The 15,184-nt window shown below is 68.9% G+C and carries 17 protein-coding genes and 1 riboswitch; of the genes, 14 read left to right on the forward strand and 3 right to left on the reverse strand.

All coding sequences use genetic code 11. From position 1 onward, the window contains the following. Nucleotides 1–219: 219 nt before the first annotated feature. Genes ABI214_RS01370 through ABI214_RS01380 form a run of 3 tightly spaced genes read right to left on the reverse strand, consistent with a single transcriptional unit; the run spans nucleotide 220 to nucleotide 2,491 of the window. Nucleotides 220–708 (reverse strand): DUF732 domain-containing protein, encoded by a 489-nt coding sequence (locus ABI214_RS01370; RefSeq protein WP_348605428.1) that lies wholly within the window; start codon nucleotides 706–708, stop codon nucleotides 220–222. 56 nt (nucleotides 709–764) lie between these two features. Then, nucleotides 765–1,229, reverse strand: coding sequence for a GyrI-like domain-containing protein (locus ABI214_RS01375; RefSeq protein WP_348605430.1), 465 nt, complete (start codon nucleotides 1,227–1,229; stop codon nucleotides 765–767). Next, nucleotides 1,226–2,491: a hypothetical protein gene (locus tag ABI214_RS01380; RefSeq protein ID WP_348605431.1), complete on the reverse strand. Its 1,266-nt coding sequence runs from the start codon at nucleotides 2,489–2,491 to the stop codon at nucleotides 1,226–1,228. The genes ABI214_RS01375 and ABI214_RS01380 overlap by 4 nt, the downstream gene beginning before the upstream one ends. 92 nt (nucleotides 2,492–2,583) lie before the next feature. On the opposite strand from ABI214_RS01380, the gene ABI214_RS01385 reads away from it, so the two are divergent. The 14 genes from ABI214_RS01385 (at nucleotide 2,584) to ABI214_RS01450 (ending at nucleotide 15,149) form a co-directional block, all read left to right on the forward strand. Continuing rightward, nucleotides 2,584–3,201, forward strand: a complete 618-nt coding sequence (locus tag ABI214_RS01385; protein ID WP_348605432.1) for an NUDIX hydrolase — start codon at nucleotides 2,584–2,586, stop codon at nucleotides 3,199–3,201. A 42-nt stretch (nucleotides 3,202–3,243) separates the two neighbouring features. Further along, nucleotides 3,244–4,275, forward strand: coding sequence for an SMP-30/gluconolactonase/LRE family protein (locus ABI214_RS01390; protein ID WP_348605434.1), 1,032 nt, complete (start codon nucleotides 3,244–3,246; stop codon nucleotides 4,273–4,275). 118 nt (nucleotides 4,276–4,393) lie between these two features. Next, nucleotides 4,394–5,017, forward strand: a complete 624-nt coding sequence (locus tag ABI214_RS01395) for a CDP-alcohol phosphatidyltransferase family protein (RefSeq protein WP_348605435.1) — start codon at nucleotides 4,394–4,396, stop codon at nucleotides 5,015–5,017. 56 nt (nucleotides 5,018–5,073) lie between these two features. Next, nucleotides 5,074–5,880, forward strand: a complete 807-nt coding sequence (locus tag ABI214_RS01400) for a DUF881 domain-containing protein (RefSeq protein WP_348611100.1) — start codon at nucleotides 5,074–5,076, stop codon at nucleotides 5,878–5,880. Next, nucleotides 5,877–6,236 carry a small basic family protein gene (locus tag ABI214_RS01405; protein WP_348605436.1) on the forward strand — a complete coding sequence of 120 codons (360 nt, stop codon included), beginning with the start codon at nucleotides 5,877–5,879 and terminating at the stop codon, nucleotides 6,234–6,236. The genes ABI214_RS01400 and ABI214_RS01405 overlap by 4 nt, the downstream gene beginning before the upstream one ends. 5 nt (nucleotides 6,237–6,241) lie before the next feature. Next, the gene (locus tag ABI214_RS01410) at nucleotides 6,242–7,036 is read left to right on the forward strand and encodes a DUF881 domain-containing protein (protein ID WP_408586768.1); all 795 of its coding nucleotides are present in this window, start codon (nucleotides 6,242–6,244) and stop codon (nucleotides 7,034–7,036) included. Nucleotides 7,037–7,079: 43 nt separating this feature from the next. Then, on the forward strand, nucleotides 7,080–7,484 hold the full coding sequence (gene gcvH / locus ABI214_RS01415) for a glycine cleavage system protein GcvH (RefSeq protein ID WP_348605437.1): 405 nt from the start codon (nucleotides 7,080–7,082) through the stop codon (nucleotides 7,482–7,484). Nucleotides 7,485–7,696: 212 nt separating this feature from the next. Continuing rightward, complete coding sequence (gene odhI / locus ABI214_RS01420; protein ID WP_280763925.1) at nucleotides 7,697–8,194, forward strand: oxoglutarate dehydrogenase inhibitor Odhl; 498 nt, start codon at nucleotides 7,697–7,699, stop codon at nucleotides 8,192–8,194. Then, on the forward strand, nucleotides 8,191–8,928 hold the full coding sequence (ftsR, locus tag ABI214_RS01425; protein ID WP_348605438.1) for a transcriptional regulator FtsR: 738 nt from the start codon (nucleotides 8,191–8,193) through the stop codon (nucleotides 8,926–8,928). Before odhI ends, ftsR begins: the two co-directional genes overlap by 4 nt. A 98-nt stretch (nucleotides 8,929–9,026) precedes the next feature. Beyond that, a complete protein-coding gene (locus ABI214_RS01430; protein WP_348605439.1) occupies nucleotides 9,027–9,500 on the forward strand; it encodes a bifunctional nuclease family protein in 474 nt (157 codons plus the stop codon). Between the two features lie 243 nt (nucleotides 9,501–9,743). After that, nucleotides 9,744–10,361: a MerR family transcriptional regulator gene (locus ABI214_RS01435; protein WP_348605440.1), complete on the forward strand. Its 618-nt coding sequence runs from the start codon at nucleotides 9,744–9,746 to the stop codon at nucleotides 10,359–10,361. A 53-nt stretch (nucleotides 10,362–10,414) separates the two neighbouring features. Then, nucleotides 10,415–10,520: riboswitch (glycine riboswitch) on the forward strand. 209 nt (nucleotides 10,521–10,729) lie between these two features. Then, on the forward strand, nucleotides 10,730–13,573 hold the full coding sequence (gene gcvP, locus ABI214_RS01440; protein ID WP_348611111.1) for an aminomethyl-transferring glycine dehydrogenase: 2,844 nt from the start codon (nucleotides 10,730–10,732) through the stop codon (nucleotides 13,571–13,573). Between the two features lie 255 nt (nucleotides 13,574–13,828). After that, the gene (locus tag ABI214_RS01445; RefSeq protein ID WP_348605441.1) at nucleotides 13,829–14,668 is read left to right on the forward strand and encodes a class I SAM-dependent methyltransferase; all 840 of its coding nucleotides are present in this window, start codon (nucleotides 13,829–13,831) and stop codon (nucleotides 14,666–14,668) included. 40 nt (nucleotides 14,669–14,708) lie between these two features. Continuing rightward, a complete protein-coding gene (locus tag ABI214_RS01450; RefSeq protein ID WP_348605442.1) occupies nucleotides 14,709–15,149 on the forward strand; it encodes a hypothetical protein in 441 nt (146 codons plus the stop codon). The last annotated feature ends 35 nt before the right edge of the window (nucleotides 15,150–15,184 follow it).

Below are 15,184 nucleotides of genomic sequence, written 5' to 3' on the forward strand. Positions count from 1 at the left end.
ACTCCGTCGATCGCGTCCGGCCACGTCCGAAATGCCTCGACCAGCGTGTAATTCGCGGAACCCGGGCATCGCCACACGCCCCACTGGCCGGACTGTGCGCCGGTTCGGATCTTCCGAACCGCCCATCGAGCAGGGGAGCCGACCACGAGATCGGGCAGGCCGAGCAGTCGGCGCATGCGGTCGTAGGGGATAGGCTCGTTCAACGCCGACACTGGTGCGTCAGGCGAACTCGGGGCAGTACGCGACCGTCGCGGCGCCCAGGACGTTGGCGACCTCGGCCCTGGTGTAGCGGCCGTCGCCCAGGTATTCGGCGGTGAGGTCGGGCTTGCTCTCACCGCGATACAGGGAGTTGCACATCGACAGGCCGAGCCTGATCTGGTCGCTCTCGGGCTTCTCCATGAGCGTGAATTCGGTGATGTACGACAGGAACAGCAGATCCTCGGGGCCGAGGGCGTCCATCGGCGCGGCGTCGGGGGTGACGCCGGGCGCCGGGGGAGTCGAGGTTTCGGTGACCACCGCTCGGGCGGGTGCCGACGTGGTCGGGACGTGACGCGGGGTCGCCGATACCCTGTGCGACGTCGTCGGATCCGGGGTCGTCCGGGCGATGACGACGGGTTCGCTGTCGGTGGGGGTGCTGCTGCACCCGGTGATGGCCAGAAGGGAGCCGGAGAGCGCGAGGAGGAGGCCGAGCCGGGTGGAGCGAGTCACGATGCGAGATCTTGCCCTACCAGGGCGACAAGATCGTTGGCGGGTCGGCGGTCGGATCAGTTGGAGTCCGGGCGCACGACTGGCATGAACACCTCGGTCCGCGGTCGCGGCGTATCGGGGGCGTCGAGATAGGACTCCCAGGGCTCGCCCACGGTCGCGTATCCGTGCTCGCTGATCCACTGTGTCAGAGCGACATACGCCGATTCGACGGTGTCATAGCCGCCGGCGTGAACCGTGCAGGCGCACGGCCCGGCCGGCAGCGACGCCGACTCGACCGGACCCGCCTCGACGAGGTCGCGCTCGAGCGGGAACCCGGCCTCGATGTTCCAGCGGTCGCCCGGCAGCGGCAGGAACCGTCCGAACGGGGGGCCGACGATCTCGACGCCCTGATCCGTCGCGGCGCGGGCGACGGCGTCGAAGGCTGGCCCCAGGAAGGCGGGGATCGCCTCGACCGTGACGGCGCCCCGCACGATCGCGGCGGGCTGCTCCGGCAGATCGCGAATCCGGATGTCGTAGTTCATCGTCGGTCTCCCTCGAAACAGCCCGCGTAACCCCGCATCTCGACGGTCGCCGTCGAGCAGTACGTCACTTCGGGGTAGTAGGCACCCATCGTGGCCGCCGGATCGGTGCCGTCCGCCTGCGACGCCTGGATCGATGTGGGATAGAACGCCGCCGTGGGCAGCATGTTCCGCAGGATGAGGAGCTTCTTCGGCACGTCCGTCGAGCCCCACGGCAGCACGGTCACCGTCGGATCCACGTTCGAGGGAACGTCGCCGGGGGCCGCCACGACGTACGTGTACCGGCCGTCGGCGCCCCGATCGGTCTGGAAGTCGGCCGCGCACGCCACCACCGGGTACGGCGAGACGAGGTCGTTCTGGCACATCGACCAGTAGCGCACCTGCTGTCCGGGCTCGGTGGGAGACGCACCGGCGCGTGTGTCCGGGAAAACGGGTGCCCGGCCCCGCACCACCGCGACCCGTCCCGGCTGATACGTCAGCACGGCTCCGATGTACTTGTTGTCGCCGTTGGGAAACAGGCCCGACGTGCTCGCGGGATTCACGAACGTGGCCTCGGGGGTGTCCGCGCGGAACGCGCCCGACGCGGCCCGCTCGATCGCGCGGTCGACGACCCACTGTCCGGCGTCGGCGACGGGGGCGGGCAGCGTGCGCGGATCGAACGGCTGGGCACATGGCTGGACGGGGGTCGTCGTCCCGCCGAGTCGGTAGGCGAACTGCGGGAGTGGGACACCGCCACTCGGCGACGCGGGATCGTCCGGCACGTACACGCGGATGATCAGGAACCCGACGGGTGGGCCGCCGTCGCGCAGCGCGCGGATCTCGTTGCGCTCGTGGTCGGCCGGACCGGTCACGAGGGTCGCGTGCCGCCGGCGCTGCTCCGGCGGGAGCACCTGTGCCGCGGGATCGGCGAAGGGGTTGCCGCTGCCGGAGTCGGGCAGGATCTGGTCGTCCCGCAGGGTGTCGGTGGTGTCGAGGTCGGTGCCGTAGGTGTTGAGCGAGAAGTACCGCGCCGACGGGTACGTGCCGGACACCTCGATCGAGTCGTTCGCCCCGAGGGCATATGGCAACACCCAGTAGGTCGCGTTCTCGTCGGGGAAGGCCACGTCGAGTACGTCGCCGTCGGACATGAATCGCCACGCGCAGGGCGTCGGACCCGCAGGCTTGGCGGCGGCCGCGTCGACGACGACGGCCGCGGGCACGGCGGCGACGACACACAGGAGGACGCGCGACAGGCGGCGGACGATCGATCGCGGTGACGTGCGCATCTGGGCCCCAATCGCAGGCTCCCACGATAACGAGACCGCTGTCCCGGTGGGGCATGATCGGTCGAACGACGGTCGGGGTGCAGGAGGCGGACATGACGAACACGGCGAAGCTCACCCGCGCGGACATCGAATCGCGATTGCGGGCCTTCGACGCCCGGACGGAGCCGCTGGAAGACCGGCGCGCGGCAGCCGTCGTGATCGCGGTGATGGCCGGCGACGACGGCGTCCCAGTGTTCCCGCTGACCCTGCGGCCGTCGAAGATGCGGGCCCACGCAGGACAGTTCGCGCTGCCGGGCGGCCGCCTCGACGACGGCGAGACGGCCCGCGACGCGGCGCTGCGGGAACTGCGTGAGGAACTCGGCATCGGCGTCGGCCCCGACGACGTGCTGGGGCGCCTCGACGACTACGTGACCCGCTCGGGCTACGTCATGACACCGTTCGTGGTGTGGTCGAAGGATTCGGTGGACGCCCTCGTGCCGAACCCCGACGAGGTGGCGCACGTGTTCGCGGTTCCGTTGGGGGAGCTCGACGTGCCGACCCGGTTCGTCGAGATCCCCGGATCACCGGAACCGGTCGCGTGCTGGCCGTTCCGCGGCGAACACATCCACGCACCGACGGGGGCGGTGATCCACCAGTTCTGCGAGGTCGTCCTGCACGGCCGCCCGACCCGGGTCGGGGATCTGGCGCAGCCGAGCTTCGCGTGGCGCTGAAATCCCGGGCGGAGGGCCCCGCCCGCGACTAGCGTCGAGGCCGTGACGATCCTCCGATCGGTCCTGCACGCCGTCGACCGCACCGGCATCGAACCGGTCGCGTGGCGGCCGCCGCCTGCCCCGGCCGAGACGGGACTGTTCGCACCGAGTCGGGAACTCGACGCCGCGCAGCAGTGGAAGCTGCCCACCGGACGCGGCCCCGAGGACGTCGCGGTCGACGGCGACGGGCGCGTGATCACCGGCGGCGACGACGGGAGGATCTGGCGGTTCGACGCCGACGGCCGTGCCACCGAACTCGCCCACACCGGCGGGCGTCCGCTCGGTGTCGAGGTGCTGGACGACGGGCGCTTCCTCGTCTGCGACAGCCGACGGGGCGTGCTGCGGGTGGACGAGACCGGGCGTGTGGAGGTACTCGCCGACGAGGCGCTCGGTCGACCGCTGTTGGCGTGCAACAACTCCGCCGTCACGCGCGACGGCGTCGTCTACTTCACCGACTCGTCGTCACGGTTCACGGTCGAGGACCACCGACTCGACATGCTCGAGCACAGCGGCACCGGCCGGCTGCTGCGCTTCGACCCGCGCACGGGGGAGATGGATCTGCTTGCGGACGGCCTCCAGTTCGCGAACGGGGTCGGTCTCGCTCGCGACGAGTCGTACGTGGTCGTCGCGGAGACCGGCTCGTACCGGATCCAGCGCGTCGAGCTGACCGGACCGCGCACGGGGACCGTGTCGGTGTGGGCGGACAATCTGCCCGGGATCCCCGACAACGTCACCTCGCAGACCGCCGACGGCATCTTCTGGGTCGCGCTCTACAGCCCGCGGATGCGACTGCTGGACGGGATGGCGCCGTATCCGGGACTGCGGGTGCTCGCCGCGAACCTGCCGAGCGTCGTGCAACCGGATCCGGAACGCCGGGCGTGGGTACTCGGTCTCGACGACGGCGGGCGCGTGGTCCTAAGTCTGCAGGGCGCGAAGGGCAGCTACTCGCCGGTGACTGGTGTGCGCGAGACACCCGACTGGATCTACCTCGGCAGCATCACCGCCGGATCCATCGCGCGGGTGCCGCGGACCTGACCGGTCCGCTGACTGGCAGGCCTGAGCAAAGTCGCCTCCGAACGGTCGGTTCCTGAAATGGGACACCGGGTGTGGAAAGCTGGCCACCGACAGCGGACGGGACCCGAGAGGATTGTTGGTGGACGCGGTAGGGCAGCAGAAGTCCGGCTCGAAGCAGGGCGAAGATCGCATCCTGACCGTCCCGAACCTCCTCAGCATGGTGAGGCTCGCCGGCGTGCCGCTGTTCCTGTACCTGCTGCTGGGCCCGCATGCGGACGGCTGGGCGCTCGCGATCCTCATACTCAGCGGCTTCACCGACTGGGCCGACGGCAAGCTCGCCCGTCTGCTGAACCAGACGTCGCGACTCGGCGCGCTCCTGGACCCGTTCGTCGACCGGCTGTACGTGATCACGACGCTGATCGCGTTCGTCCTACGCGACATCATCCCGTGGTGGGTGGCCGCGATCCTGATCGGCCGCGACCTGATCCTGGCGTTGACGCTGCCGATCTACCGCCGTCGTGGACTCCCACCGCCCGAGGTCATCTACCTCGGCAAGGCCGCGACGTTCGCGCTGATGTTCGCGATGCCGCTGGTGCTGGCGGCACAGGGTGACTGGGGCATCGCGGGCGTGGCACACGCGTGGGGGTACGCGCTGCTGATCTGGGGGACCGTCCTCTACGTGTGGACCGGGGGCCTGTACATCGCCAAGGCCGTCGACGTCGCACGCACGGTGCCGCCGACGGTCGCACGGAGCGGCCCGTGACGGGGACCCCGCGGCAGGTGCGGCGGAATCCGGTTCCGTCGCTGCTGAAGTCGCTCATGAACGATCACCTCGATCCCGGGTACGCGGGGGCCGCCGAGGACCGGGCGCAGGGGCACACGAAGCCGACGCGGGTCGGCGCCGTTTCCTGGATCGCCGTGGGTGCGGCGCTGGTCGGGCTGGTCTTCGGCGTCGCCTACGCGCAGGCGTCGTCCTCTGCGAGCGACGCCGACCAGACCCGGACCGAGATGCTGACCAAGGTCCGGGCGGCCGAGGAACGCGGTCGCAGCCTCGCCGGGAACCGCGACGATCTCACCGTCCGGGTCGACGACCTGCGGGCGAGCGTCCTCGCAGGTGACGCGGAGGGTGCCGAGGTTCTCGACCAGCTGCACACCCTCGAGGCGGCCGCCGCCGGCGAACCGGTACACGGACCCGGACTGGTCGTCACCCTGACCGATCCTGCCGCGCGCCCCGACCTGTCCGACTCCTCGCAGCGGGTATCCGGATCGCCGCAGGCCGGCGTCCTGGACCGCGACCTGCAGTCCGTCGTGAACGCTCTGTGGGCGAGCGGCGCCGAGGCGGTCGCGGTCGGTGACGTGCGCGTCGGACCGGCCGTCACCATCCGCCAGGCAGGCGGCGCGATGCTGGTCGACAACCAGCCCGTGCCGTCGCCGTACCGGGTGTCCGCGATCGGACCACCGGCGAAACTGCAGACCGGATTCGTCGTCAGCGACGCCTACCTGCGGATGTCGACCGTCCAACAGCTGTACGGCGTGGGTTTCACCATCGCCGAGTCCGACGACCTGCGGCTACCCGGCGCGGCAGGTCGCGAAACGAGGTTCGCACAGGAAACGGGGGCACCGTGAAGACCGTCAAAGGCGGATACGCGCTCTATGGAGTGCTCGCGCTCGTCGCCGGCATCGTGGTCGGGATTCTGTTCAGCCCGCAGGTGCCCGACGCCGTCCAGCCCTATCTGCCGATCGCGGTGGTCGCGGCGCTCGACGCCGTGTTCGGGGGGCTGCGCGCCTACCTCGACGAGATCTTCGACTCGAAGGTCTTCGTCGTCTCGTTCGTGTTCAACGTCCTCGTCGCGGCCCTGATCGTGTGGCTCGGCGATCAGCTCGGCGTCGGAACTCAGCTGTCGACCGCGATCATCGTCGTGCTCGGAATTCGGATCTTCGGCAACGCCGCAGCCCTGCGCCGGCGCCTGTTCGGGGCGTGACGCGCATGCAGGACAACGAAGTACGCCCCGACGCACTCGCCGACGACACCGCGGAACAGCGCACGGAGGGCCGGCACGAGATGCCGCCGCCGGCGCCCACCCGCACCCGCCGCCGGTTCGGGTTCGGATTGCTGGCGGTGCTGCTCATGGCAGCCCTCGGCGTCGGGATCGCGACGCAGGTCAGCAGCACCGGATCGGGCGACAACCTCGACTCGGCGCGGCCCGCGGACCTGCTCGCAGTTCTGGGCAACCTCAACCAGCGCGAGGCCGCGCTGCGGCAGGAGGTCGCCGGTCTGGAACAGACGCTGTCGAAGCTCGAGGCCGGTGGTGGCAGTTCGAGCGCGGCCCTCGACGAGGCGAAGTCCCGGCTCGCGGCGCTGTCGATCCAGGTGGGGACCGTCGCCGCGACCGGCCCCGGCGTCGTGCTCACCATCGCGGACCCGGGCAAGTCGGTCGGCTCGGAGGTGCTGCTCGACCTCGTCCAGGAATTGCGCGCCGCGGGTGCCGAGGCCATCGAGATCAGTGGCGCGGGATCCGACCCGATCCGGATCGGCGTCGACTCCTGGGTGAGCGGCAGCGGCGGAAACGTCACCGTCGACGGGCGGAAGGTGTCGGCCCCGTTCCGTGTGGTCGCGATCGGCGATCCGCCGACGCTGGCGGCCGCGCTGAACATCCCCGGCGGAGTCGTCGACACCGTCGCACGCAGCGGCGGACAGCTCCGGATCGAGCAATCCCCGCAGGTCACGGTCACCGCCTTGCGGGAGATCAAACCGCGCCAATACGCTCAACCCGGAAACTGATCTTCGATCCGGTCGCCGGATCGTCCCCCGAAAGGAAGCCACCGTGAGTGAGCTCGCTACGCCTGCCGATCTGCGCTACACAGAGGAGCACGAATGGGTGCGGCGTACCGGTCCGACGACGGTGCGTGTGGGCATCACCGATTTCGCGCAGTCGCAGCTCGGCGACGTGGTGTTCGTGCAGCTTCCCGCGGAGGGCGAGGACGTGGCCGCCGGCGACTCGTTCGGTGAGGTCGAGTCGACCAAGAGCGTGTCCGACATCTACGCGCCGCTCAGCGCGAAAGTCGTTGCGGTCAACGGTGAGCTGGACGCCAACCCCGAGCTGGTGAACAGCGAGCCCTACGCCGGTGGATGGCTCGTGGACCTCGAGGTGGCGTCCGAGGCGGCGCTGGACGAGGCGCTCGCCGGAACGCTGGATGCCGACGCGTACCTCGCGGTTTCCGGGAGCTGATTTTCCGTCGGTTTCGCGGGTATTCGCCCGGCCTGTCCACCTACACGCACCGGCACTCTCAGGGTACGGTCAAGGTGAGCGCAGTGCCGTGTCGGTTGTTCATATCCGCATCGGAATGTGATCGTGGCCGAGATTCGTCTGGGCCGAGTTGTATCGCGTGACCTTGGGGCTCGGAAAGGGCTCCCGGGTCGTCGGACTGAGGAGGAGAAACGGTGAGCGAGAACGGCAACGATGCGGTTTACGGAGAGACGCCGGCCGAGACCACATCGGTTTTCCGTGCGGATTTTCTCAACGAGATGGACAGCTCGGCGTCGCAGACGGCCGAGGCACCTGTCTCCGGGGTCGAGGGTCTGCCCGCCGGGTCCGCGTTGCTCGTCGTCAAGAGGGGTCCGAATGCGGGCTCGCGCTTCCTGCTCGACCAGCCGACCACGTCGGCGGGCCGCCACCCCGACAGCGACATCTTCCTCGACGACGTCACGGTGAGTCGGCGGCACGCCGAGTTCCGCCAGGACGACGACGAGTTCCAGGTGGTCGATGTGGGCAGCCTCAACGGCACCTACGTCAACCGTGAACCGGTGGACTCCGCGGTGCTCGCGAACGGGGACGAGGTGCAGATCGGCAAGTTCCGCCTCGTCTTCCTGACCGGCCCGCGAGGAAACGCCGGCGGTTCGCAGATCGGTGAGTCCGCGGCTGGTGCGGGCAACCAATGACGGCCGTTCGGCAGGAGACCGCCACGGGCATGTCCATCGGGACGGTGCTCGACCGGCTGCGTCCCGAGTTCCCGGACGTGACGATCTCCAAGATCCGGTTCCTGGAATCGGAGGGGCTGATCAGTCCCGAGCGGACGCCGTCCGGCTATCGGCGGTTCTCGATCGCAGACGTTGAACGTCTGCGCTACGTCCTCACGGCGCAGCGGGACCAGTACCTGCCGCTCAAGGTCATCAAGGAGCAGCTCGAGGCGATCGACAAGGGCGTGGCGACCGTGGGCGCCGTGGATTCGATGCCACGGCGCCCGCGCACGCTCGCGGTTGCGCCCGGCGAGGTGTCACCGGAGGAGTTCCGCACCGACCGTGAGGTGCGGGTCAGCCGGGACGATCTGATGGCCCGATCCGGCATCGACGACCGCTTCCTCAACGAGTTGCTCCGCAGCGGACTGGTGATCCCCGGCCCGGCCGGCTTCTTCGACGAGGACGCGGTGACGCTCGCGCGCACCGCGAAGTCGATGTCGGAGTTCGGACTCGAGGTCCGGCACCTGCGCGCCTTCAAGCTCGCCGCGGACCGCGAGGCCGGACTGGTCGCGCAGATCGCCGGCCCCGTCGCGAAGGGGCGAGACGCCGGCGCGCGGGATCGCGCCGAGGAAATGGTCCGCGAACTGGCCGCGCTCTCCCTGACGCTCCACACCTGCCTCGTGAAGGCGGCGGTGCGCGGGGCGCTCGATCGCTGACGGCCGCTGCGGGAACGAATAGAATCGGGGAGTACGTCAAACGGGACTCGTTCGCCGTTCGAGGTGGACCCGGTCACCGGTACGAGGTGGAGGACGCGATGAGTGAGATGCGTGTGATCGGAATCCGTGTCGAACAGCCGCAGAACCAGCCGGTGTTGCTTCTGCGTGAGAGCAATGGGGATCGCTATCTGCCGATCTGGATCGGGCAGACCGAGGCCACCGCGATCGCGTTGGAGCAGCAGGGGGTCGAACCCGCACGCCCACTCACACACGACCTCATCAAGGACCTGCTCGAGGCTTTCGGGCACACCCTGCGCGAGGTTCGGATCGTGGACCTGCAGGCCGGCACCTTCTACGCGGATCTGGTGTTCGAGGGGGACGTGAGGGTCTCGGCGCGACCGTCGGACTCGGTGGCGATCGCCCTGCGGATCGGAGTTCCGATCTTCGTCGAGGAGGCTGTGCTCGCCGAGGCAGGCCTCGTGATGCCAGACGAACGTGAGGACGAGGTCGAGAAGTTCAAGGAATTCCTCGAGTCGGTTTCGCCGGATGATTTCAAGGCAACGGACGGTTGATGCACCTTCAGCCTAAAGTTCAAGTTTAGGTTGAGACTTTGGGGTGTGTCGCGTTGACCCGGCTGCGCCGGGGTCATACCGTCTGTCTGTGAACGCCCGCCACGCCTTGTATCCAGGGCGTACGCTGAGTGGATCCACCATTCGGGTTTACTCGATGTGCACGAGTGGGTGACCAGTGGTAGTGGGGATGCTGATGTGCTTCCCCCTGACAGTTGCCCCTGAACATGCGAGAGGGAGTAGTCCGTGGGAGATCGGCCGCAGGAACACGAGTTGAACCTCTCCGGTGGGACGACCGTCGGGGCATCCAGCGTCGACGAGGACGTGCAGCCCGGGTTGTTCCCCGACGACTCCGTTCCCGACGAACTCGTCGGCTACCGGGTGCCGAGTGCGTGTCAGATCGCCGGCATCACCTACCGGCAGCTCGACTACTGGGCCCGCACCAATCTCGTCGTCCCCTCGATCCGAGGTGCCGCCGGATCGGGTAGCCAGCGCCTGTACTCGTTCAAGGACATCCTCGTTCTCAAGATCGTGAAGCGCCTGCTCGACACCGGCATCTCGCTCCAGAACATCCGTGTCGCGGTCGATCACCTCCGTCAGCGTGGCGTGCGGGATCTCGCGCGGATCACCCTCTTCTCCGACGGCACCACGGTCTACGAGTGCACGTCCGCCGAGGAGGTCGTCGACCTGCTGCAGGGCGGTCAAGGTGTATTCGGTATCGCAGTGAGCGGCGCGATGCGCGAACTCACCGGCACCATCGCCGATTTCCCGGCGGAGCGTGCCGACGGCGGCGATGCGACCGAGCGGCCCGAGGACGAGTTGGCATCGCGCCGCAAGAACCGTGGCGACCGCAAGACCGGCTAGCTGTTCTGGGCTTTCGTCCAGGTGCCCGGCGGTGGCATAGACTGACGGGGCGTCGCCGTCGTACGGGAGAGTTCCGGGCAGGTCAGTAGACCTGCGCGGACGCCGAAGGAGCAACACCTCCCCGTCAATCTCTCAGGCACCGAGGACCGTACGGGCTCCGACGCCTCTGGAAAGCGGTGGGAGCACCCACCCGCCCACGGGGAAAGGCGCGCGTCGTCTTTGGATGTCCGGGGACGCATCGGACACCCACGGACAGCGCAGCGACCGAATCTCTCAGGCGCTCGGGATTCCCGAGCAGGCGACAGAGGGGGAGGACCGTTCCATTCGTGGAGCGCATCCTGCACCTGACGAACCGCCTGGGAGTTCACTTGATCGACGCTCGTAGCCATTCGTTCGCAGACCGTCACGTCGGTCCCGACTCGGCTGAACTGACGCGCATCCTCGACATCGTCGGCGTCGGCTCGCTCGACGAGCTCGCCGCCCGCGCCGTGCCCGCGAGCATCCTCGACCCCGCGCCGGCGGGCGTCGCAGCAGGTCTGGACGCGCTCGACGCGCCGCTGTCCGAGCACGACGCGCTGGCCGCGCTGTCCGAGCTGGCCGCGCAGAACACCGTCGCGACTTCGATGATCGGCCTCGGCTACTACGACACCCTCACCCCGCCGGTGCTGGTGCGCAACATCCTCGAGAACCCCGCCTGGTACACCGCGTACACGCCTTACCAGCCGGAGATCAGCCAGGGCCGGCTCGAGGCTCTGCTGAACTTCCAGACCATGGTCGGCGACCTGACCGGCATGGAGATCGCCAACTCGTCGATGCTCGACGAGGGCACCGCCGCGGCCGAGGCGATGACGTTGCTGCGACGGGCGTCGCGCAGCAAGTCGCCGCGGTTCGTCGTCGACACCGACCTGTTCCCGCAGACCCGTGCCATCGTGGTCACCCGCGCCGAACCGCTCGGCATCGAGATCGTCGAGGCGGACCTCACGCAGGGGCTGCCGGACGGCGAGTTCTTCGGTGTGCTGGCGCAGCTGCCCGGCGCCTCCGGGCGGGTCGTCGACCACTCGGCGATGATCGCGGCGGCCCACGAGCGCGGCGCCCTGGTCGCGGTCGGCGCCGACCTGCTCGCGTTGACGCTGCTCACCCCGCCCGGCGAGATGGGGGCCGACGCCTGCTTCGGCACGACGCAGCGGTTCGGTGTCCCGATGGGCTTCGGTGGACCGCACGCCGGTTACCTCGCGGTCCACGGCAAGCATGCCCGTCAGCTTCCGGGCCGACTCGTCGGCATCTCGGTGGACGCCGACGGCGACAAGGCGTACCGACTGGCGCTGCAGACCCGTGAACAGCACATCCGCCGCGAGAAGGCGACCAGCAACATCTGCACCGCGCAGGTCCTGCTGGCGGTCGTCGCCGCGATGTACGCGAGCTACCACGGCGCAGAGGGATTGAAGGCGATCGCGCAGCGCGTGCACGACCGCGCCGCCAACCTCGCCGCCGGTCTGCGGGCCGCCGGCGTCGACGTCGTCCACGACGACTTCTTCGACACCGTCCTCGCGCGGGTGCCGGGACGAGCCGCCGACGTCGCCGCGGAGGCGAAGGCGTGGGGCGTCAACCTGCGTCTCGTCGACGCCGATCACGTGGGCATCGCGTGCGACGAGGCGACCACCGAGGCGCACATTGCGTCGGTGCTGGCGGCGTTCGGGCTGCCGTCCGATGCCGAGATCGCCTACACCCCGGCGCCGTTCGGTGACCGCACCAGCGTGTACCTGCAGCACGAGTCGTTCACGAAGTACCGCACCGAGACCGCGATGCTGCGCTACCTGCGCGCGCTGTCGGACAAGGACATCGCCCTCGACCGCAGCATGATCCCGCTCGGTTCGTGCACGATGAAGCTCAACGCGACCGCCGAGATGGAACCCATCACGTGGCCCGCGTTCTCGAAGCTGCATCCGTTCGCGCCGACCGCGGACGCCCCGGGCATGCTGAAGGTGATCTCGGACCTGCAGGACTGGCTCGTGGCGATCACCGGCTACGACGCGGTGAGCCTGCAGCCCAACGCCGGCAGCCAGGGCGAGTACGCCGGCCTGCTCGCGATCCGTAACTACCACCTCAGCCACGGCGACGATCATCGTGACACCTGCCTGATCCCGTCGAGCGCGCACGGCACCAACGCGGCGTCCGCAGTGATGGCCGGCATGCGGGTCGAGGTCGTCGCCTGCCGCGAGAACGGCGACGTCGACCTCGACGACCTGCGCGCCAAGATCGCCGATCACGCCGAGCGCCTGGCAGCAATCATGATCACCTACCCGTCGACCCACGGCGTGTACGAGGAAGAGGTCGGCGAGATCTGCGCGGCCGTGCACGACGCCGGCGGTCAGGTGTACGTCGACGGCGCCAACCTCAACGCGCTGGTCGGGCTGGCCCGCCCGGGGCGGTTCGGCGGCGACGTCAGCCACCTGAATCTCCACAAGACGTTCTGCATCCCGCACGGCGGCGGCGGCCCCGGTGTCGGCCCGATCGGCGTGCGTTCGCACCTGGCGCCGTTCCTCCCCGGCCATCCGATGGCGCCGGAACTCGGTGGTTCGGGACCGGTATCCGCGGCACCGTACGGCAGTGCATCGATCCTGCCGATCACCTGGACGTACATCAAGATGATGGGCGCCGAGGGGCTGCGTCGGGCGTCGCTGACGGCGATTGCGTCGGCCAACTACATCGCGCGTCGACTCGACGAGTACTTCCCGGTGCTCTACACGGGTGAGAACGGCATGGTGGCCCACGAGTGCATCCTCGATCTGCGCCCGCTCACCAAGGAAACTGGTGTGACGGTCGACGACGTCGCGAAGCGACTGGCCGACTACGGCTTCCACGCCCCGACAATGAGCTTCCCGGTGGCAGGCACCCTCATGGTGGAGCCGACCGAGAGCGAGAACCTCGACGAGATCGACGAGTTCTGCGACGCGATGATCGCGATCCGCCGCGAGATCGACCGGGTCGGGGCAGGGGAGTGGCCCGTCGACGACAACCCGCTGCGCGGCGCCCCGCACACCGCCGAGTGCCTTGTTGCCGAGTGGAATCACCCGTACTCGCGGGAGATCGCCGTCTACCCGCGGGGTAAGGGCCGGCCGAAGGTGTGGCCGGCCGTCCGGCGCATCGATGGTGCGCACGGCGACCGCAACCTCGTGTGCTCGTGCCCGCCGATCGAGGCGTTCACCAGCTGATTCGCATCCGATGGCCCGGACGCTCGCATCGAGCGTCCGGGCCATCGGCGTTCCGGCGAGCAATCGTCCAGCAGAAGTCTGTGTCATACGGAAGCAATGGAATGTCGGAACCCTAGTGCGGCGCCGTGCGGAACACCGACGTTCCCGACATACGTGAACGTTCCGCCCGGGCTGGTCGAGATGTCATCGAGTCGGAGGGTGGCCGATACCCAATCGTCGTTGACCGTCGTTCATCGGCGGGCAGATGATCGGAAGATGGTCGAAGCGCCGGACGCTGGGCGGTCCGAACGGATCGCGGAACTGTTCGATCTTGTCGTCGACAGCTACGACAATGTCGGTGTCTCCTTCTTCGGTCCCATCGCGGATCGACTGGTTGCCGCAGTGGATCCACAGCCAGGAGATCGGGTGCTCGACATCGGGTGTGGTCGTGGCGCCGTGCTGTTCCGGCTGGCCTCCGCGGTGGGGTCGACGGGGGAGGTGACCGGGATCGACCTGTCGCCGAAGATGGTTGCGACAACCGCGCACGAGGCCCGAGCTCGCGGACTCTCGAATGTGAACGTCCAGGTCATGGACGCGATGCAGCCGACGCTGAGGAACGGCACGTTCAACGCGATCACGGCATCGTTCATGATCTTCTTCCTGCCGGACGCCGCCGCGGCGTTGACCCGTTGGCGTTCGCTGCTCGTGCCCCACGGAACCGTGGGGGTGTCGACGTTCAGTGCGTGGGACCCGCGTTGGGCTCAGATGGAGGATCTCTTCGAGCCGTATCGGGAAGGTCAGTTCTTCAGCGTCGATCCGCGGGATCCGAACGGGTCCTTCGGGTCCGATGCCGCGGTCGAACGGCTGATGCGCTCCGCCGGCCTGGTGGACCCGCGCTCGACCAACTTCGATCTCGATCTGCTCTTCGACGATGCCGACCAGTGGTACGCCTGGACACGGTCGCACGGACAGCGGTTGCTGTGGGATGCGATACCCGACGGCGAGCTGGAGCGCGTCCGGGACGCGGCCTTCGAACGGTTGGACGCGTGGCGCATCGACGACGGTCGGATCGCGTCCCGTCACCGAATCAGGTTGACGCTCGCGCAGCGGCCGTAGTCACGACGCGGCGGCGAGAACGCCGGGAAGGGGGGAGACGGTGTCGCGCATTCTCGTTGCAGTCTTGGTTGTCGCGGCCGTGTTCGGTGTCGGATTCGCGATCGCCCGGGGGATATCGGACCTGCCGAGCAAGAATGTACCTCGGTCCCTGGAGGACCGGTCGGTCGTGTTCGACGGCCGGACGGTGACGTGCGCGTCGCTCTTCGCGGAGGGGTGCGGCCCGGATCTGCAGCTCGCCTTCGATCGGTGGGGTGGACAGCTCGACGTCTTCGCCTCGAGGGACCTGGGCCCGTGGGGTAGGGGGCTGAGCCGGCCCGCGGCGGTGAAGCTGGGGCTCGAGGCCTGCGACACCGCGAGCATGCCGGGGAGGACGTTTCTGGAGTTCGTCGAGACCGCGCGAATCGATCATCCGGATGCGTCCAGCCCCGAGTTGTTCCCGTTCTGGAACGAAGCAGGGCGCGCTCTCTGTCCGTCCGCGTAGGCGGTTCCGCCTCGTCACCGTGCGCACCGGTCAGA

This window comes from Prescottella soli (assembly GCF_040024445.1).
Taxonomy (GTDB): domain Bacteria; phylum Actinomycetota; class Actinomycetes; order Mycobacteriales; family Mycobacteriaceae; genus Prescottella; species Prescottella soli.